This window comes from Paenibacillus sp. J22R160 (assembly GCF_059692135.1).
On sequence record NZ_JCAUAU010000002.1, the window covers coordinates 66,695 to 87,049 of the forward strand.

Sequence of the window (20,355 nt, forward strand, 5' to 3'; positions counted from 1 at the left end):
GCAGATAGATGCCAAGGAAACGAACAACAGTTGTATTTCGGAAGCATTCCTAGTATACTATCAAATGCATCGGAAAGTTTGACAGACAATCGCTGGCTGTGGGTAAGCCACAGCGAGAGGAAAGTCCGGGCTCCATATGGCAGGGTGCTGGATAACGTCCAGTCAGCGCGAGTTGAAGGATAGGGCCACAGAAATGGACCGCCGATGGCTCATCTTTGGATGAGATCAGGCAAGGGTGGAACCGTGGTGTAAGAGACCACGAGGTTCTATGGTGACATAGATCCTGGTAAACCCCACTTGGAGCAAGACCTAGAGGAACGCTAGCTGTTTTCGAGACAGCAGTCTTCGCCTGAGACGCGTTCGGGTTGGTCGCTTGAGCTGTGCAGCAATGTATGGCCTAGATAGATGATTGTCGCTTCAATGGTGGCAGGGGACAGACGCCCGTTATGACCACCGGAAGTACAGAACCCGGCTTACGGCAAACTTTCCATACTGTCGGTTACCCGCAAGGCTTCGGCTTGGCGGGTATTTCAATTTTCAGACAACTAAAAAGGCCACCCTAGGTATCGTAACGACACCAAAGGGCAGCCTTTTTTTATTTATTCATTTCAATACCTGCATATTTCTTGGAAACAAGATTCATCTGACGAAACCAATGTGACGGCCAGTCGAAGCCGATGCTTGGATGTTCTTCTGCCTTTTGAACAGCTTTAACGACATCAATCAGACCATACCCGAAATATTTGTCAAAACCCTTGGTGCCAATATCTTGCGCAGTATCCCTCATAATTTGATATACTTCAGTATTTTTCAAATTAGGATTTGTAGAACGGATCAGGGCAGCTAAAGCCGTCACATGCGGGCTTGCCATAGAAGTGCCTGACAAAGCGGCATATTGATTATTTGGATATGTGCTGGCAATACTCACACCCGGAGCCGTTACATCGATATAATCACCGTAGTTGGAAAAAGGAGCCTTATTGTTCTCAGAATCGCTGGCGGCGACAGCGAACACCTCGGGATAAGCGGCTGGGAAGCCCGGACGCTCCGTGTTGTCGTTTCCGCTCGCCGCGATCAATGCCACATCTTTATCGTACGCATATTTGATAGCATCATGCAAAAATCCGGAATCTGCATAGTTGCCTAAACTTAAATTCATTACTTTGGCGCCATGATCAGCAGCCCAGATAATGCCTTGAGCAACGGAATAGGTGCTGCCTGCTCCGGTTTGATCCAATACTTTAACTGGCAGTACTTTGTTATACCAGCTAATTCCAGCTACGCCCAAATTATTATTAACCAGAGCAGCGATGACTCCTGTCACGTGAGTTCCGTGCCCAACATCATCCTGCGGCTTGTCATCACCGCTGATCACATTATAACCAGATAGCAGCTTGTCTTTTAGATCTGGATGTTGTAAGTCCACGCCAGTATCTACAACAGCCACAATCACATCTTTGGTTCCTCTGTTTATTTGCCAACCTTGTTCAGTTTCAATCAGCGGCAAATTCCATTGATACCGGCTGTACAAATTATCATTTGGCTTGAAATTCGGTGCAATGCTCGTTGTTTCGTCAGGGCTTGTTGTACGATCTGTGCTGTCTGTATAGTCACTTGAATCATCGGTGTCGGAATCCTCTTGATCATCGTAGTAATCATTGGTCAAATATAAGAAATGAGGCTCAACATAGGCAACATCCCATTTTTTAAAATAGGCCATTAAAGCCTTAGCTTCCATACCTTCCGTACGGAAAACATACGTATAGCCCAGTTTTTGCATTGAATTCGCTTTGATCTCTGATTTTATTTGAGATAGCTGAGCTTCAGTAGGGTCTTTCTTGAACTTAACGACAACTTCATTTTGATGGTAGTGGCTTGTGCCTTGATTATCTTCCGGGTGATCGACCACTTTGTCTTTTAAGGTATCTGTATCGACTGATTCGACTTTCCAACGATTTTCGTTCGGATAAGGCTCGAGACGCAAATTTTTCATCTGATGGTCTGTTACTTGATGAAGAATATCCTGATGAATAACACCAATTAGGGAAGAGTTACCGTCAGTAGATGGAGTCCCCTGGACAAAAAATACCTGCTGTGCAGCACCAAATTTGGGTGACTGATAATGCTTGCCGGATTCCGTAGCTGCCTTTGCTTCTGCTAAATAGGTGCTTGCTTGCTCCTTATAAGAAGCGGGGATTTCTCCGACTTTTATTCCTTGATCTAATGCCTGTTTATTGTTTGACCATATCAGAACATCCATTTTTTCATGCTGCGTCTTCATATCGCCAAGAACTTTGGCCGCGGGCTCACCTGATTCAATTTGAGAAATCATTTTTGAGTAATCAATTGAGCATTGGGATCGGCATAAATCATCAGTTAGCTTAACATCCTGCTGCAGTAAGGACAGCTTTTGATCTGTCTCGTACTTTGCGCTGTAGACTTCAGGTCCGGGTGTATTCTCATTATTAGAGTGGTGGGGAAATAGAACGATACCTAAACCAAGAACTAGACTAATAGAAGATAAATAACGCCACATCGATAGTCCTCCTTCTTAACTCGTTTCTCCGCTTCTGTCAGCAAACGCAGTATCTTTGTTTAGAGTGAGGTTTGGAGGTTTCTTTTATGCATGGAATCGGGAGTTTTACATATACCTTTTCAGGTTAATTTATGGTAGGATAGGAATAGCGCAATTAGAGGAGGTCTTCATAAATGGCTGTTTTTAATGTAAAAAATGTCTGTGATTCAACGCGTACGAAGCTAAAAGAAACAACCGCCAAAATGGAGCTGTTTCTGAATCAACATTCGCTTTCACAACTTAATGTAGAGAATGATCCTGCTATGGATGAATTTTATCGTGGGTATCTTCAAGATACGCGTCATCTACTAGTTTTCTGTGAAGTGGCCTATGAGAAATTGGGCGTAAGCTTGAGACGTCCAACTTTTAACGTTGATTTTTCGGAGAAAGTTTTGTATGAGGTATATCATACTTGTGTGAATACATTTTTCTATCCTAAGAATGAATGCTATTCCGAGGATGGACGTTATGCTTATACAGGACAAGATGCAATCCGTTTCCGTAAAAAGCCTTCCCGAGAAGTGCGCGATTTAACGATTGAATTGTCCAAAGTATTCGAAGAGCTTCGCGAAGATCTGGCTTATTATGAGACAGATTACATCACGCAGCGCCGTATGCAAGGTGAAAAAGTATAATTGTAATGCGAAATTACAAAAGATATAAGGGATGCGGCATTCAGCGCATCTCTTTTCTTTTAAAAGGGGACATGATGCATGCAACGTGAACAATTAATCAACCACTCAATCTCGATTATTAAATGCAATCAGCATCCTCGCGGAGGTTACATAGCATCTCCGCTTTTCCCACCTTACGCATACAGTTGGCTGCGAGACGGAACGTTTATAGCAAATGCAATGGATCGTGTGGGTGAGACGGACAGCTCAGCTCTTTTCCACAGATGGGTTGCCGGTGTCTTGAGGAACAAACGTAACCGTGTGGATGCGCTCATACATAAGCACGAAAACAAAGCGTGGATCGATCGTTCTGAGTTTTTGGGAACACGTTATCACTTGGATGGCCGAGACGATGTATCCGAATGGGGCCATTTTCAATTGGATGGTTATGGAGCTTGGCTTTGGGGACTCACTGAGCACGTGAAAACGACTGGAAATAACGAGTTGTTGGAAGAACTCCGGGATAGTATCGAGATTACTGTTGATTATTTGATGACGTTTTGGCATTATCCGAACTTTGATTGCTGGGAAGAGTTCCCTGATTATGTTCATCCTGCAACGCTAGCCTGTGTATATGGTGGTTTGAAGGCGCTAGGAGAACTAGAGCAGCGTTCTCAGCTGCTGGAGAAGGCGTCAATGGTTAAGGACTTCATCCTAAGCCATTGCGTCTACGAAGGCCGCTTCGTGAAGTCTGTCCACTGCTTGGACGAGATATGGAAACCAGCGTTAACAGGTGTAGACGCAAGTCTGCTTTGGCTTGCAGTTCCTTTTGGCGTGTGTGAAGTGGACGATCCTATTATGCGCAAGACTGTAGTAATGATTGAAAATGAACTGAAACATGAGGGTATTCAGCGCTATGTAGAAGACCGTTACTTTGGCGGCGGGGAGTGGCTTCTGTTAACGGCTTGGTATGGATGGTATCAGAATGAGCTCGGAAACCGCGAGGAGGCACAGCGTTGCCTGACATGGATCCTAAGCAAGGCTGATCATCTGGGGCGCCTTCCCGAACAAGTCCCCGATCAACTTAGAGAGCCTTCTGCTTATTCGGAGTGGTTGGCCAAATGGGGTGAACCCGCGCTGCCGCTGCTTTGGTCTCACGCGATGTTCTTGGTGCTATCTGACAGTCTTGCCTGAGCATAGCTCGCCCCAATAGCGGGTAAATTGTTAGTGGGGTGATGACTATGCCAGATGTAAAATGTTCAGTTGCCAACTGCGAATATTGGACGCAAGGTAACAACTGCAACGCAGGAACCATTATGATTGAAGTAGATCAACATGCCAACGCTCATTACAATGAAGAATTTGCAGGGGAATCATTCGATACCGATCATCATGATGCAGCGAGCAAAGCCGCGAACACTTGCTGCCACACCTTTCAAGCAAAGAAGAAGCAGTAATCATGCGCCAGCATGGAGGCAATTTGGATAAAAGCACCAAGGAGCGATTCCAGCTGGATCAGCTTCGGACTGAAAGCGGTCTGAGCAGCAAGGAAGAATATGCAGCCGAGATTACAGCGCCCTCGCGGAGAATTCATTATGCCGAGCCGTATCAAGCAAAACATGCAGAGGTTCAGAAGTCGGATGTTTCTGATGAGGAGATCGATGACCTAGTTGAAGCTGTTACGCGAAATAAGGCGGTAGGATACATCGCTTTGTTCGTTGCATTGGCTTCCCTCTTTGTATGGCCTGTACTGCTTGGCGTATCGGGCATTGTGTTAGGGGTTATTGCATTCCTTATGGGAAATAAGGGAATCGGGACATGGTCGGTCGTGCTTGGTTTTATTGCTGTTGCTGCCTATTTTTTACTGTTTCCATTTTATTCTTAATGTTGGAGAAGAGGCTGTCCCTTTAGATAACTGGGAATAGCCTCTTTTTTTATGGAGCCGAATCGAATAGAGGGAAAAACTACATTTAATTCAAGCAAGTCCTTGTTGTATAAACCTAATAACTGGGAAAATCCCGTTAATTATCTCTTTAATCCTATTTACAAGCTCATTCGTCCGCATTAACAGGAGAAAATCCATTTATTCATGTCTGTAGCTGTGTTATTCAATAATTTAGCGGTAGTATTTCCCGTTCATCTGAAGAAGCGATCCCAAAATTCGAATAGGCTGTCTCTCGGTCATTAAATGATTTTCAGGACAGCCCCTTTTCTTTTTCAGAAGAAATTCGGGTATATTCGTGTTTTAGAGGGATAATTAGCGGGTTAAGACTCATTATGGCATCATTTTAAACCCTATACTCCCGTTTGCTCGTACTATTTGGCTTCAAGAGTCATATTCGCACCTTTGAATGATTACAGTATTATTATATAATGAAAAGTGATAATTCAACTTTAAATTAAAATTAAGGGAGGTGTACCTACTCTCCTTGGTGCGGAAACCGCGCTTGACAGGGGATAGGTAAGGTATTGGAAGATCCTTTGCCCGAAACGTTAATTAGCTTTCTATTAATGTTTGGACTGGTGCTACTGAATGGTTTTTTTGTCGCAGCTGAATTCGCGATGGTGAAAGTAAGAGGTAGTCGAATTGATTCACTTGTAGATGAAGGTCGCCGTAATGCGAAATTCGCGCAAGGAATTATGAATAATCTCGATGCGTACTTAGGTGCATGTCAGCTCGGGATTACACTTACTTCGTTGGGACTTGGTTATGTCGGGGAGCCGACCTTTGCAAAAATTTTGGAACCACTATTCGCTCCGCTGAATTTACCAGATTCGGTGTTCCACACGATTACCTTTATTATTGCCTTTTCATTGATGACTACTTTGCATATTACGCTGGGTGAGCAATTCCCCAAAACATATGCGATTCGTAAAGCTGAGCAGATCACGTTGCTTTCCGCGGGACCGATGGTCTTATTTTACAAAATCATGTATCCGTTTATTTGGTTGCTGAACGGGATCTCCAACTGGATGCTTCGCCGCGCTGGCATTGAACCGACAACGGAACATGAATCGGCGCATACGGAGGATGAAATCCGTGTCCTCATGAAAGAAAGCCACAAAAATGGACTTATAGATAATACAGAGCTTACGCTTGTTGATAATATATTCGGATTCGCCGAGACAACAGCCAGAGAAATTATGATTCCAAGAACCGAGATGGAATGTTTGTATGCAGGACTTTCATATTCGGAGAATCTAGCCATAGCGATTAAGGAAATGCGCACGCGCTACCCGGTATGTGATCCGGACAAAGACAATATCATTGGTTTCGTCCACATCAAGGATTTGCTCAAGCCGGATGCGAATTTGAAAGGAATCAAGAAAATTATCCGTCCGATTACGACGGTGCCGGATTCCATTCATATCAGTGATTTGCTGAAAATGATGCAAAAAAGAAAGAGCCAGATGGCGCTGCTTATCGATGAATATGGCGGAACATCAGGACTTGTGACTCTGGAAGACATCATGGAAGAAATCGTTGGTGAGATTCAGGATGAGTTTGATGAGGAACGTCCAACGATCGAGATCAAAGATGAGCACACGTTTTCCATTGACGGTCTGCTCTTGATCGATGAAGTAAATGATTATTTCGGACTTGATATCGAGTCCGACGACTATGATACAATTGGCGGCTGGATCTACTCGCAGACAGAGATTCCGCCTAGCAAGAATCAACAAGTGACGTATAACGATGAGTTCTTGTTCATCGTGGAAGAAACGGATCACTTGCGAATCTCTAGATTGATTGTTAGAAAAATGACGGAACAAGATGAATATCTACAACAGAACATCTCTTGAAAAGATAGAGGGACAGTCTAATGACTGTCCTTTTTTTATTTTCGGAAATTTTAGGATAGTCGTGAAGGCACAAAACGTGTACAATAAAAACAACGAATGAAGATAAGAAACGAGGTCTGACGGATGAACAGCACGAACAGCATTGATCCAAGAGTTCTGAAGGAACTGCTGCAGCTTCAGCTGATGGGGAGAATTAGTTTGTTATCCGGGGATAGCGACGCATCCAGTACGGACGATTCCAGTGACTTCAGCACGCTGCTGAATACGTTAATGGGACAAGCCTCCGGTTCTGGGCTTGACGATCAATCCTTGCTCAATCCTATGACAGCAAATAACGTACCAAGTTCTTTGGGCGCTTTGAATAAAGCCTATACTCCGCTCCAAAGTTGGAGTCAATCTACTTCAACTTCTCAGTTTGACTCTTTAATTCAAGAGGCTAGCGCCAAATATGGCGTCGATGAGTCACTGGTGAAGGCGGTTATTCAGCAGGAATCCGATTTCAACCATCAGGCTGTCTCCCCGGCTGGTGCCAAAGGCTTAATGCAGCTTATGGATGGCACGGGACGTGGCTATGGCGTGACGAATCCATTTGATCCTAAGCAGAATGTGGATGCGGGCACGCATTTCCTGAGCAATCTGATCCAGAAGTACAATGGGAACGAAGGGGTTGCTCTTGCTGCTTACAATGCGGGTCCAGGGCGTGTGGATCGCTTGGGCATCAAGAATGACCAGGACTTATCTAATAAATTGCACCAATTACCGAAAGAAACGCAAGCGTATGTCTCTCAGGTTTTAGGTCATAAGATGAAATTTTCACTGTAAGCGGCAATTTCAAGAAGCTGATTTTCGCATGAATCATGCGGAGATCAGCTTTTTGTGTTCAAGTGCATGCTTGAGTTATGCGCTATTTTAGGCTTTAATGAGGGAAGGAAATGATTATGATTGCGCAACTGCAGGGCATGGAAAAAGGGGAATCAGCAAGAACATGCTATATTTGGATAACGCGGCAACCACGCCGCCATATAATGAAGTCATTGATACGATAGCAGAAGTTATGAAAGTGCACTATGGAAATCCATCATCCATTCATGGATTAGGTGTCCAAGCTGAGAAGCTGCTGCAGAGCGCCAAAGAAGTGATAGCGGGAGCTTTAGGTGTGATGCCAGCTAGTATTATCTGCACGTCCGGAGGAACGGAGAGCAATAATCTAGCAATACGAGGTGCTGCCTATCAGTATCAGAATCGGGGCAAGCATCTCATTACAACTCAAATTGAGCATCCTTCTGTGAAGGAAGTATTTCTTAGTTTGGAGCGCGAGGAATTTCGCGTAACCTATTTGCCTGTTAATCGGAACGGCTGTCTAGAAGTGGAGACGCTTCGCGAAGCCCTTAGAGAAGATACAATTTTGGTCAGCGTGATGTATGTCAACAATGAAGTAGGTACAATTCAGCCGATTCAAGCAATCGGGCAGTTACTTGCCAAGTATCCGAAAGTTGTGTTTCATGTTGACGCTGTGCAGGGCATCGCCAAGATTCCTCTTTCAATAAAGGAATGGGGCGTAGATTTATGCAGCGTTTCTGCGCATAAATTTCGTGGACCCAAAGGGGTAGGCTTTTTGTTCCGCAGAGAAGGTGTACAGCTGAAGCCGCAACTCGTTGGCGGAGGGCAAGAAGACGGCCTTCGCTCAGGCACGGAGAACGTTCCGCTCATCGTTGGTATGGCCAAAGCTCTGCGCCTATCCATGCAAAACTCGCCAGCGAAGCTTGAGCATAAATATCGCTTAAGACGCCATCTTGTAGACGGCATCCTGACAATTCCAGAGCTCACATTAATGGGCTCTGAGCGTCATGAGGAGATGGCTCCGCACATTGTCCACTTTGCTTTTACCGGGATGAAAGCGGAAGTCGTCGTTCATGCGTTAGAGCAAAGACAAATCTATATTTCTACGAAATCCGCTTGTGCTTCGGACGCATCTGATCCCAGCGATGTCATGCTGGCGTTAGGGTGTACGCGTGAACAAGCGGTCAGCGGGCTTAGAATCAGCTTCTCGGATGAGCATCAAATAGAAGATATGGAACAATTTTTGCTAGCACTTAGGGATGTTGTGAACGAACTTTCTCCCATGTTAAGCAAATCAACAGCCAGAAAGGGGCAGCAAAAATGAAACCGGATTGTTTAATCTTGCGTTTTGGTGAATTAACACTGAAAGGCAGGAATCGTAAGCGTTTTGAGCGCAGCGTCATCACACAAATTCGTAAAGTTTTAGGGGCATTTCCTGATTTGAGGTATATTCCAGAGTACGGACGCGTATATGTGGAGCTAGGGGGAGCAGCGTATGAAGAGGCTTCGGAAGCATTGCAGCGTGTATTTGGACTGGCATCATTCAGTCCGGCCTACCATGCTCCAATGGAGTCAGAGGCCATTAAAGAAGCTGCACTGCGCATCATGCAAAATTTGCCTAAACCTCCAAGTACCTTTAAGGTGAATGTCCGCAGGGTCAATAAATCTTTTCCGCTAGACTCCCAGCAAATGAATTATCTCGTCGGTGGCTATATTCTTGAAGCAATCCCTGGACTGCAAGTGGATGTTCGTGATCCAGAAGTTGAGCTTCGTGTGGAAATTCGTGAAGATCAAGTACTTTTGTATGCAGAAGTTATTGAGGGAGCGGGAGGATTCCCGGCAGATACGAGCGGAAAGGCGCTGCTGATGCTTTCTGGAGGGATTGACAGTCCTGTCGCAGGGTGGTTAGGGATGCGAAAAGGGCTTACCCTCGAAGCGATACACTTTCATAGTTATCCTTATACAAGCGAGCGGGCAAAGGATAAAGTGATAGATCTGGCTCATCAGCTCGCAGGGTACACGGATTCTATCAGGCTGCACCTCGTGCCTTTTACGGAAGTGCAGACGTCCATACACCGTGAATATAAGGATAATTTATTAGTCACGCTGATCCGAAGGGCCATGTATCGCATAGCGGAGCAAATTGCTGATCGTGAAGGTCTAAGCGCGTTAGTGACCGGAGAAAGCTTAGGACAGGTAGCTAGTCAAACGCTGCCAAGCCTGAATGTGATTGGACGCGTGGTCACCTTGCCGATTTTGCAGCCGCTGATGATGATGGACAAGCAAGAAATTATACGAATTGCCGAAAGCATCGGCACGTTCCCGATTTCCATTTTACCTTATGAAGATTGCTGCTCCTTATTTCTTCCTCCCTCTCCGAGCACCAATCCGAACCTGCAAATGGTAGAGCGAATCGAGAACAGCATGGACTTTTTGCCGGAATTAATCCAGAAGGCCGTGGAACAAACAGAAACAATTGAAATTGTACATGGTCAAATGAAGAAGGTGCCCGATCAGCATTTCTTCTAAATGCTTTTCCGGCGCCGGGCAGTAGGTGATTTCATCACCACTCTTCAGCAGGCTCGCCATGTATCCCGGGAGGAAATAAAGCATGATTGATGCGCTCATTTTGTTTTTACAAATTATGTTGATCAATATTGTGCTTAGCGGCGATAATGCGGTTGTTATTGCGCTGGCGAGTAAAAATCTTCCCGTTGAACAGCGTAAGCTGGCCGTGTGGTGGGGGGCTTTCGGAGCCATAGCGTTGAGACTGGTGCTGACGTTGGTGGCTGTAAGCCTCCTCGATATTCCCTATATTCAAGCGGGCGGATCGATCTTATTATTCTGGATTGCAATCAAATTACTGACCGATGATGACAGTCATGCGAATGTGAAAGAGGCTTCGACGCTTGGCAAAGCGATCTGGACAATTATCGTTGCGGATTTCGTGATGAGTCTTGACAACGTGCTAGCGATTGCAGCCAAAGGCAATGGTAATAATACAGTAATCATATTGGGGATTGGACTCAGTATCCCTATCATTATTTGGGGAAGCACACTTGTTATGAATTTGCTGCACAAATATCCGGTTCTTGTTCTACTAGGGGCAGGGATTCTCGGCTATACGGCAGGTGAAATGTTTGTAAAAGACGAGAAAATGATCGATTGGTTCCTTCACGATTACGAGTTTCTACATGTCTGGATCCCGATTGTAGCATCCGCGCTTGTTATAGTGATTGGAGTATCTATGAAGTGGCTGAGAGTACTGCAATTAAAAATAAGAAACGAATAGGGAATAGGGAAACCGCCAAGCTGGTCTTACTCAGCTAGGCGGTTTTATTTTATGCCAATAATTGAAACTTTTTTCCAATTTTGTCGTCTAGTTATGAGATAGGTATGAAATGAAGGGAGCTACGCGAGTGAGACCAAGTTTCAATAACAAACCCAGATTTCGAATTTATTTTATTATGAGTAGTATCCTCCTTGGCTTATGCTTGCAGGTTTGCGCGCCATTCTTGCAAGAAGCTGCTGCAACGGACGCAGCAATGATTGAAATTGAAACGCAAATTGGATTTGGAGCTTCAAATGTGAAACAAGGGAAATGGCATGTTGCTACGATGGAGCTTCGTAATCAGGGGGCTGACTTAGCAGGTGATTTAGTTGTACAGGTGGCCAATCCGAATCAAAGCAAGGATTTTAATTATGTGCAGCATGTTGAACTTCCCAAAGGCAGCACGAAAGTCGTTACGATGCTCTTACCCGGGTATTCTTACTCGAAAAGTAATAATACAATCTCTTTTTATGAAAAATCGCAAAAAAACGGTAAGAAAATAGCGTTAGATGGCAGGGCGTATTTGGAAGCGTTCAGTTTACCGAAAGAAACGCTGCAGGTAGGCGTCTTAGCTAGAGATGTAGATACGCTTAACTTCTTAACACTGCTCAATCAATCTGGCAGCAAATTGAATGTTCTTCATCTTAAACAGGAAGAAATTCCGAAGGATTCATTGGGGCTAGATAGTCTGGACGTTCTTGCGATCAATGACTTCGCAGCGGATACGTTAACGGCGCAGCAAGTACAAGCTATTCAGCTATGGACACAAAGAGGGGGCACACTGCTACTCTCAGGGGGTGCGGGCTATCCCAAGTCAGCAGCACCCTTTGCTAAAGCAGCTCCCGTTACATATGAAGGGACTACGGCGGTTAATGAGCTTCCTGTGATTGAAAAAGCCGGTGGGAAAGAGCTTATTTTATCGCAGCCTTTCACGTTATCACAAGCAAAACTGGCTAACGGAGCAGAGTCTATTCTGTCAGTTGGGAATGTGCCCTTATTCGCCCGGACTGCATACGGAAGCGGTTTCGTTACCTATGCGGCGTACGATTTATCTCTGAATCCACTTGCCTCTTGGAATGGGAATCAGCGGTTATGGGAGCAAATTCTTTCCGGGCCGATTGCGACTGCAAATGCTTACAATATGAATCAAATGAGATATGGCAATGATTCTTATAGGGAATTGGATCATGCTTTGGAATATTTTCCTTCCTTGCAACCTCCTAAGCTTCCGATGCTGGCGCTTGTCTTGCTTCTTTATGCCATTGTCGTAGGACCATTGTTATATATGGTTTTGACACGACTAGACCGCAGAGAGTGGGCTTGGTTCGTGATTCCTATAGTTGCAATTGTGACCAGCATTGGTGTTTTTCAGATTGGTGCAACGAATCGAGGCAGTTTGATGGCTCAGTCGTTGTCTACTGTTACATTGAACGGAACAGGATCAGGCATTAAACAATCCGCTGTCTCTGTCTTTCTCCCAAAAGGGGGGGATTTAGAACTGAAATTGACCGGAAAATCGGCTATTTCACCGCTTTTGCAATCCGAAATTTACCCGTCTCTGCCGCTCCATGAGCAAAATGAGCTTGTCATCCGGCAAGAAGCTGAAGCAGCCAACGTGCGGCTGCAGGATATTCCTTACTCGTCCATCTCTAAGTTATCCGTTGAGGAAGATCAATTAATTCCCCTTGGTAAACTGGACTATCGTATTTCAGATTTAACCGCCAAAGGCGCAAAAGGTGAGGTTACGAATAACACAACCAAAGATCTAACCGATGTTGCCGTCCTTATCAATCAGTTATATGTCAAAATTGGCGCGATTCCAGCTGGAGCTTCAGCGAATTTCGATACGGCGAGTGGCATAACCGTGATGAACGGGCTTGATATTGCACAGATTGCATTTCCATATCCGAATAACAACGGAATCGATGCTGGTTTACATCAGCGCTCATTGCTCAGCAGCTATTTGAATCGTAAGGCGAAGTTCTCAGGGGGAGTAACGCCAATGATTGTTGGATGGATGAAAGATCAGACTTCCATCACGCTCGCATCGGGAGGCAGTATTCCAACGGAGCAGCTGACACTAGTAACGCAAGACATGAAAATCAACTATGTGACATCCGAGGGTAAAATCGTAATACCTAGTACAGCGATTGTGCCGGCGTTAATCGATAATCATTTGAGAATGAGCTCAATTCAATTCCAAAACGGCCCTTTCATGCAAATGGGAAGCGGTGATGTGACACTTGATTATCAACTTCCGACGTTAGCAGGAGCCAAGTATCAAACCATGGAAATGACGGGGGATTCTAATCCGGATGTAAAGGCAGAGTTATGGAATTCGGAGACCAAAGCATGGGAAGAAGTCACCTTAAAATCGTACCAATCCTGGGAGGGAGAAAAACTGCAGCCTTACATCTTCGAGGGGAAATCCATACGCATGAAAATAACGACGGTTCAGAATAACATCATGTTTCGAATCCCGGCCGTTTCTCTGGAAGGGGCTGTACAACGATGATTTCCATTACAGAATTAACGAAGAAATACGGGGGCTTTACAGCGCTCGATGCCCTGACCATGGAGATTGATAAAGGAACCGTTTTTGGTTTTGTTGGTCCGAATGGGGCGGGAAAATCGACGACAATGTCCATCCTAGCTACGTTATTAAATCCAACTTCCGGCACAGCCAAGGTTGGTGGTTATGACGTGACCGATAAACCGAAAGAAGTGCGTAAGCTGATTGGGTATATGCCTGACTTTTTCGGAGTTTATGATACTTTCAAAACAACCGAATACTTGGACTTTTACGGAGCGAGTTATGGGATTCCGAGGGCTGAGAGGCTGAAGCTAATTCCGCAGCTGCTGGACCTTGTTAATTTATCGGAAAAAGCCGACTTCTATGTGGATTCGCTATCTAGAGGCATGAAGCAGCGGCTATGCTTGGCTAGATGTTTGGTTCATGAGCCGGAAGTACTGATACTGGATGAACCGGCATCGGGACTGGACCCGCGAGCGCGTATCGAAATGAGAGAAATATTGAAAGAGCTTAAGGCTATGGGCAAAACAATCATTATTTCCTCTCATATTTTACCTGAGCTCGCCGAAATGGTGGATGAAATAGGGGTTATTGAGTACGGAAAGCTGATTGCGAAAGGAAAAGTATCAGATATTCAAAATCGAATGAAAGCCAATCGAGTTCTCCAAATCCGCATGGTGAGCAGAACGGAAGAGGCCTTGAAGTTCCTGCAGGATCAGCCTCATGTAACAATGGTGCTGCAGGATGAAAAGGGATTGCGTGTTCATTTTGGAGGGACGGATGAAGATCAATCTGGGCTGCTTGCTCGCTTAGTGGGAAAAGGGTTTCCGCTCCTATCGTTCAGTGAAGCATTGACGAATCTGGAAGATGTGTTCCTGGAAATTACAAAAGGAGGCGGCGCACACGATGAACAGCAAGTTAAATTGGATTAACCCGGTTATGGAAAAAGAGTTCCGTTTACGCATGAGGACAATCCGCTCTCCGTTATCGATCCTTGTGTATCTTCTGGCCATCGGTTTGATTGCGCTTGGATTCGCTTATATTAACATGAGCCATCAGCAGGCTGGAGTGCTGAGTACGGCAAGAAGCAGCGAACTTTTTTACTTTCTCAGCGGAACGCAATTAGTACTGATCGCGTTTATGACGCCTGGATTAACAGCAGGGGTAGTAAGCGGCGAGCGTGAGAAGCAAACCTTAAATATGTTGTTGACGACGCAGCAAAGCTCAGGAACCATTATTCTCAGTAAGCTTTTTGCCTCACTTAGTTTTATGTTGTTAACCGTTGTTGCTACGATGCCGCTTTACAGCATTGTTTTCCTATACGGGGGAGTTTCGCCAAAGCAAGTGTTAGCGGTATTTGTTTTTTACATTTTTGTGATGGTGTTATTGGGGGCAGTAGGGATTTTCTTTTCTACCCTTCTGAAGAAAACCGTTATTTCCGTCATTGCAACTTATGGGTTTGTGCTTTTTGTATTTGGTTTTACAGCGCTCGCAGGTTTATTTTTCAGTAACATTGGAAGAACTGGAACGAACGATGAAGTTCTTGGTTATTTTCTGAGTTTTAATCCAATGGCTGTTCTAGTTTCTCTGATGATTCCTGATTTTTCCAAACAAGTGTTCAAAGGGCATACTAATCTGCAGATGTGGCATATTTTTGTTAGTTTCTACACGCTGCTTTCTATTGTTCTGATTGGATTAAGTGTGAGATATTTACGCCCCATTATGAAAAAAAAGAAATGATGAGGTTCAGAAAGGAGATGCCCCACGATGAAATTCACATCGCTGGACGAGCTGCTGTTCCCAGTCAAATTGCGGATGTTAAAAGTTAAAGGACTTCACTTTTTCCTGCGAAGCTTGATCATTGGACTAGGCATGGCTTGCTTGTGGATGGCGCTGGGACGAATTTTTCTGATAAGCGGTTACCGGGTTAGTGCTTTGCTGAGTATGGCGACAGTTCTTGCGGCAGGAGGAATATGGTTATTCGTTCGCCGGCCGAATATGGTTGACGCTGCAAAATTGCTTGATGACAATGGCTTGGAAGATAGAATGATAACAGCGATTCGTTATAAAGAGCAAACATCTTTGATAGCTGAGCTGCAAAGGCGGGATGCGCTTGAAAAGGGTGCTTTTTTCGTAGAAAGCAAGTTAAAGCAAGTCGTATCGCTGCGTGTCGCTAGAAAGATGTGGGTGGCTGGTGCAAGCCTTGTCGCAGTATGTGCTCTCTTGCTGTTTTTGCCCAATCCCAAAGATGCGATATTGCAGCAGTCCGCCAAAGATAAAGCATGGGTGCAAGAACAGAAGGAACATGCAGATGAGCTTCATAATCAATTGCAAACTAAACCTTCTCCGCACCCTGTGATAAAGCAAATGACGGAAGATTTAAATGAGCTGGAGCGCAGACTGGGGCAAACCCCTACGTCAGCGAAAGCTTTGGATGAATTAGAAAAAGCGTTAAAAAAAATGGAAGCGGGTATTGGCGAGTTGGAGAAGCAGAAGATGCGATCGGAACAATGGTCGGAGTCGATGCAGCGGACACAAGCGCTTCGAGAGCTCGGCAAGGCGCTTGAGCAGAATAGCCCAGAGAACATTCAGCGTGAGACGGCGAAGCTGAGCGAGCAAGTGCAGAAGCTGCCGCTTGAGCAGAAGCAGCTCCTCGCCAGCGAGCTAGAGCGCCTCGCAGCATCTGCTGCAGCTGCGACGCCGGAACAGGAGCAGCTCCTTCGGGAGCAGCTCCAGCAGGCCGCAGGCGCGCTGCGCAGCGGCGAAAATGCTGCAGCGCAGCTGAGCCAGCTGCAGGCAGGGCTGACGGCTGCCAGCGCCGCGCAGCAAGCCTTGGCGCAGCAGCAAGCGCAAGCCGCGGAGGCGGCTGCGAGCCTTGCCGCCGGTGCGCTGCCGCAGGCGCGTGAACTTGCCGCGAGCGGGGCGCAGCCCGGGCAAGCGTGGGCGCCAGGCGGCCGTGCGGAGCAGCTCGCTGCGGCCAGCGGCGGAAGCACGGCGCCGGAAGCGGCTGGCCAAGGCCAGGGCCAGGGCGGCGCTTCTGCAGGCACGAGCCCGGGCAGTGCCAGCGCAGGCAGCGGTGCCGGCAGCGGTGCGCAAGGCGGCACGGGTACTGGCACGGGCAGCAGCGGCGGTGGAGGCACGGGCGCAGGCAGCGGAGCTGGCGGCACGCAGGGCGGCACCGGTGCTGGCTCGCGAGGGTTTGTGGCGACGCCGCGCGAGCGCTCTGGCACAGGCGGGACATACGCCGACGGCGGTCCTACCAGCGGCAGCGGAGGCGAAGTAAGCCAAGGCGGCTCGGCTCCAGCGATGGACGGTGCTTCGCGCCCGTACGAGGATGTCTATGCCGATTACGCAGCGGAAGCCTCGAGCGCGTTGAACCGCTCTGAGTTGCCGCAGCACATGCAAAATTTGGTGCGAGATTATTTTCTTGAAATACAGCCTCAAAGATAAGTAAGCTGGGCATTCGGGAGGGGAGCAGGAGCAGATGGTCGAGTCGAAGGGGCAATTAGAAGCATGGGGAGAAGTTGTCTCCCGGATGAAAGAGCAAATTGGCCGTGTCATTGTTGGACAGGAAGAGGTGGTTGAGCAGCTGCTTTGGTGCATATTTGCCGGAGGACATGCTCTGCTAGAAGGAATTCCGGGACTCGGTAAAACGATGCTCGTGAAAACGATCTCAGATACGGTAGATCTCAGCTTCACACGTATTCAGTTCACGCCTGATTTAATGCCGGCGGATATTACAGGGACAAATGTTATCCAATTCGGGACGCAAGGCGAGACGACGTATAAATTTCAAAAAGGTCCCCTATTTGGACATGTCGTGCTAGCCGACGAAATCAATCGGGCAACACCGAAGACTCAGAGTGCATTGTTAGAAGCGATGCAAGAGAAGACAGTAACAGTTGGCTCAGAGACGTACATGCTGCCTTCTCCATTTTTTGTGCTAGCAACGCAAAATCCGTTAGAGCAAGAAGGGACATACCCTCTTCCAGAAGCGCAGCTGGACCGTTTTCTACTCAAAGTTCATGTCACTTATCCGAGTAAAAATGAACTGAAACAAATTGTGCTGCGCACGACCTCTGCACTTCATCTTCAAGCGGAGAAAGTGGCGGATGGCAGCTTGATTCAAGATATCCAAAAGGGCTTGAAAGAAATATTAGTTACTGACGATATGCTGGATTATGCCGTTCAGATTTTGATGAATACACATCCTGAAGAGCAGACAGCGCCAGAGGCGGTCAAGCAATATGTGCGTTTCGGTTCCGGGCCACGCGGGGTGCAGGCGATAATCGCGGTAGCAAAGGTGCGTGCATTTCTTGCAGGTCGTTTCCACATCTCCAAGCAAGATTTGCATGCGGTAGCCGTACCAGCTTTAAGGCATCGTCTGTTCCTGAATTTCGAGGGACAAGCTATGGGCATATCACCTGACAACATCATCGCTGCGATTATCAGTTCCATGGAGCAAAGTCGATGAGCAGCGGGGGGCATTTGCTAGATCCTGTGCTGATGCGCAGGTTAGATCAATTGAGCATTGCCGCAAAAAGCCGGATTAGAGGAACCATGCAGGGGAGAAGACGCTCCAAAGACTTAGGCGCTTCTCTTGAATTTGCAGATTATCGCTTGTACTCACCAGGAGACGATACGCGTCAATTGGATTGGCATGCCTACGGCAGGACGGGTAAGCCTTTTATTAAGCTATTTATGGATGAACAGGAGCTTCAGGTTAACTTATGGTTAGATGCGTCCGCTTCAATGAATTTCGGGAAGAAAGAGGGAGCCGATTCTGTTCGTCTTTCGAAATGGGAGTACGCCAGACAACTGGCTGCAGGAATCGGGTATTTGTCCTTGAATCGCTATGACCGCGTCAGCGCGGCTGTTTTTACGACACAAATGACAAAGCAGATGAAGCTTCTCCGCGGCAAAGGAAGCTCGCATCGGCTATTCGAATTTCTGGGGAATTGCGACCCTGCGGGGACAGGTGATATAGGAGCGGTTTTTCGAAATCCAGCTATTTTACCTCGTCAATCTGGGATGACTTGGATTTTTTCTGATTTTTTATATGAGGAGGGCGTTGAAGACGCCTTGAAATATATCCAAGCGGCCAAGCAGGAAGTCGTCGCGGTGCAAGTGCTTGCTCCTGAGGAGCTTGATCCCAAACTAGCCGGTGAGCTGCGGCTTATCGACAGCGAGTCAGGAGCAGCGAGGGAAGTGGCGATGAGCAACAAAGTGCTTCAGGAGTACAGGGCAGCCGCGATGGAGTATACGCAAATGGTGAGGGCTTTTTGTCATGAACGCGGAATCACCTATTTGCTTGCAGTTACGGATGTTTCGCCAGGAGATTTCCTGCTTGGAGAACTTCGGCGCAGCGGCTTGGTGCGGTAAGTTTCTTATCGCTGCGGAAGCTGTACCCTGCGCCAAACGTGCCAAAAGCTCCATCCATAAATAAGCAGAAACACAATAATAAGTACGGTTGAGAAGCGGTACATGAGCGCATAGCTTCCACTTAAGTTCGCTAAGGCGCCAAGAACCATGGCTCCAAGTCCTATGCCTAAGTCGTTGGCTGAGAAAAAGGTTCCATTCGCCGCACCGCGCCGATTAGGGGCAGCGCGAGCAATCGTCCATGCCTGCAAAGCGGGCTGTATCGAACCAAAGCCGATCCCGTAGCATAATGCCGCAATGGCCAAGCTGAGCTCAGTGTGAGCATATGAAAGCAGGAGCAGCCCAGTTAACGTGAAAAGACCGCCAGGCAGCAGTACCCATTCAGGACCTCTGCGATCAAAAAGCACACCTGTAATAGGCCGGACAATAAGCACCATTGAGGCATTGCATAGAAAAAACCAACCTACATTCGAAATACCGGCTTCATGACCGAATAAAGTAATGAAAGTCACAATCCCTCCATAACAAATGGCTGTGCATAGCAGCAAAATTGAAGGGAGCAAAGCCGAGCGTTCCCATAAACGGTCAATGAGCTTCGGCCGTTGTGCCGAATTTTTGACAGGTAAAGGTTTGGCATAGGAGATAAAAAGTGAACTAAATAAGGAAAGCACTGCCAGCAGCGTCGAAATCAAAAGAACGCGATGGAATCCGTACGTTTGCATGATCCATAATCCGGTAAGCGGAGCAAGCGCCATGGCAAATGTATTGGACAATCCGTAATATCCCATACCTTCCCCGCGGCGTTCGGGTGGAATGATATCAGCGATTACTGTTCCTAAGGATGTTGTAGATATGCCCCAACCGATCCCGTGAACGAACCGGGCGGCAAGAATGAGTGTAATAACAGCCATATACGAATAGCCGGCTATCGTCAGCGCGCAAATAGCTAACCCGACAAGCAATACGTGTTTTCTCCCAAGAAGGTCAAGCGCTCGCCCGGCAAAGGGGCGGGTTAGTAGTGATGAAATGGTAAAAATACCGATGACGAGCCCGACCTGCAGGTCATTCCCTCCTAACTGCGATATATGCGTAGGAATGGTTGGGATTAGCATTTGAAAACTAAAAAAAAGCAGTAAATTGGACAGTGATGTGACGAGAAAGGCTTTTGTCCAGAGCGGTTTCCGTATTTTCTTTTCATGTTCAGATAAAGATTTCATGTGACCTCCCGTGTTGAACGTAGGCAAACCTGTTAGATAGAGGGAAATCAGGCAGCACGCCT

At 46.7% G+C, this 20,355-nt stretch carries 17 protein-coding genes and 1 other RNA gene; 16 read left to right on the forward strand and 2 right to left on the reverse strand.

Annotated features, from left to right (window positions below):
- The first annotated feature begins 73 nt into the window (after window positions 1-73).
- Window positions 74-491: RNase P RNA component class A (gene rnpB, locus AC58UW_RS03690), an RNA gene on the forward strand.
- A gap of 104 nt (window positions 492-595) precedes the next feature.
- On the opposite strand, the gene AC58UW_RS03695 is transcribed toward rnpB, so the two are convergent.
- Complete coding sequence (locus AC58UW_RS03695) at window positions 596-2,536, reverse strand: S8 family peptidase (RefSeq protein ID WP_497419378.1); 1,941 nt, start codon at window positions 2,534-2,536, stop codon at window positions 596-598.
- A gap of 173 nt (window positions 2,537-2,709) precedes the next feature.
- Here AC58UW_RS03695 and AC58UW_RS03700 point away from each other — a divergent pair, with 173 nt between their 5' ends.
- The 15 genes from AC58UW_RS03700 (at window position 2,710) to AC58UW_RS03770 (ending at window position 19,079) form a co-directional block, all read left to right on the forward strand.
- Window positions 2,710-3,210 carry a YpuI family protein gene (locus AC58UW_RS03700; protein WP_145656973.1) on the forward strand — a complete coding sequence of 167 codons (501 nt, stop codon included), beginning with the start codon at window positions 2,710-2,712 and terminating at the stop codon, window positions 3,208-3,210.
- 78 nt (window positions 3,211-3,288) lie between these two features.
- Window positions 3,289-4,383 carry a glycoside hydrolase family 15 protein gene (locus AC58UW_RS03705; protein ID WP_497419379.1) on the forward strand — a complete coding sequence of 365 codons (1,095 nt, stop codon included), beginning with the start codon at window positions 3,289-3,291 and terminating at the stop codon, window positions 4,381-4,383.
- A gap of 47 nt (window positions 4,384-4,430) precedes the next feature.
- Complete coding sequence (locus AC58UW_RS03710; protein ID WP_497419380.1) at window positions 4,431-4,646, forward strand: DUF1540 domain-containing protein; 216 nt, start codon at window positions 4,431-4,433, stop codon at window positions 4,644-4,646.
- Between the two features lie 2 nt (window positions 4,647-4,648).
- Window positions 4,649-5,074: a hypothetical protein gene (locus AC58UW_RS03715; protein ID WP_497419381.1), complete on the forward strand. Its 426-nt coding sequence runs from the start codon at window positions 4,649-4,651 to the stop codon at window positions 5,072-5,074.
- Window positions 5,075-5,700: 626 nt separating this feature from the next.
- Window positions 5,701-6,993 carry a hemolysin family protein gene (locus tag AC58UW_RS03720; protein ID WP_477501548.1) on the forward strand — a complete coding sequence of 431 codons (1,293 nt, stop codon included), beginning with the start codon at window positions 5,701-5,703 and terminating at the stop codon, window positions 6,991-6,993.
- A gap of 123 nt (window positions 6,994-7,116) precedes the next feature.
- On the forward strand, window positions 7,117-7,815 hold the full coding sequence (locus AC58UW_RS03725) for a lytic transglycosylase domain-containing protein (protein WP_497419382.1): 699 nt from the start codon (window positions 7,117-7,119) through the stop codon (window positions 7,813-7,815).
- A gap of 163 nt (window positions 7,816-7,978) precedes the next feature.
- Window positions 7,979-9,157 (forward strand): cysteine desulfurase family protein, encoded by a 1,179-nt coding sequence (locus AC58UW_RS03730; RefSeq protein WP_497419383.1) that lies wholly within the window; start codon window positions 7,979-7,981, stop codon window positions 9,155-9,157.
- Window positions 9,154-10,362 carry a tRNA uracil 4-sulfurtransferase ThiI gene (gene thiI, locus AC58UW_RS03735; RefSeq protein WP_497419384.1) on the forward strand — a complete coding sequence of 403 codons (1,209 nt, stop codon included), beginning with the start codon at window positions 9,154-9,156 and terminating at the stop codon, window positions 10,360-10,362. The genes AC58UW_RS03730 and thiI overlap by 4 nt, the downstream gene beginning before the upstream one ends.
- Before the next feature lie 82 nt (window positions 10,363-10,444).
- A complete protein-coding gene (locus AC58UW_RS03740) occupies window positions 10,445-11,125 on the forward strand; it encodes a TerC family protein (RefSeq protein WP_497419385.1) in 681 nt (226 codons plus the stop codon).
- A gap of 175 nt (window positions 11,126-11,300) precedes the next feature.
- Window positions 11,301-13,679, forward strand: a complete 2,379-nt coding sequence (locus AC58UW_RS03745) for a DUF8725 domain-containing protein (protein ID WP_497419386.1) — start codon at window positions 11,301-11,303, stop codon at window positions 13,677-13,679.
- Window positions 13,676-14,629, forward strand: a complete 954-nt coding sequence (locus AC58UW_RS03750) for an ABC transporter ATP-binding protein (protein ID WP_497419387.1) — start codon at window positions 13,676-13,678, stop codon at window positions 14,627-14,629. The genes AC58UW_RS03745 and AC58UW_RS03750 overlap by 4 nt, the downstream gene beginning before the upstream one ends.
- Window positions 14,604-15,437 (forward strand): ABC transporter permease, encoded by an 834-nt coding sequence (locus AC58UW_RS03755; RefSeq protein WP_497419388.1) that lies wholly within the window; start codon window positions 14,604-14,606, stop codon window positions 15,435-15,437. The genes AC58UW_RS03750 and AC58UW_RS03755 overlap by 26 nt, the downstream gene beginning before the upstream one ends.
- A gap of 27 nt (window positions 15,438-15,464) precedes the next feature.
- Window positions 15,465-17,147, forward strand: a complete 1,683-nt coding sequence (locus tag AC58UW_RS03760) for a DUF8809 domain-containing protein (RefSeq protein ID WP_497419389.1) — start codon at window positions 15,465-15,467, stop codon at window positions 17,145-17,147.
- 34 nt (window positions 17,148-17,181) lie between these two features.
- Window positions 17,182-18,171 carry an AAA family ATPase gene (locus AC58UW_RS03765; RefSeq protein ID WP_497419390.1) on the forward strand — a complete coding sequence of 330 codons (990 nt, stop codon included), beginning with the start codon at window positions 17,182-17,184 and terminating at the stop codon, window positions 18,169-18,171.
- On the forward strand, window positions 18,168-19,079 hold the full coding sequence (locus AC58UW_RS03770) for a DUF58 domain-containing protein (protein ID WP_497419391.1): 912 nt from the start codon (window positions 18,168-18,170) through the stop codon (window positions 19,077-19,079). Before AC58UW_RS03765 ends, AC58UW_RS03770 begins: the two co-directional genes overlap by 4 nt.
- Before the next feature lie 5 nt (window positions 19,080-19,084).
- On the opposite strand, the gene AC58UW_RS03775 is transcribed toward AC58UW_RS03770, so the two are convergent.
- Window positions 19,085-20,293 carry an MFS transporter gene (locus AC58UW_RS03775; RefSeq protein WP_497419392.1) on the reverse strand — a complete coding sequence of 403 codons (1,209 nt, stop codon included), beginning with the start codon at window positions 20,291-20,293 and terminating at the stop codon, window positions 19,085-19,087.
- Between the last annotated feature and the right edge of the window lie 62 nt (window positions 20,294-20,355).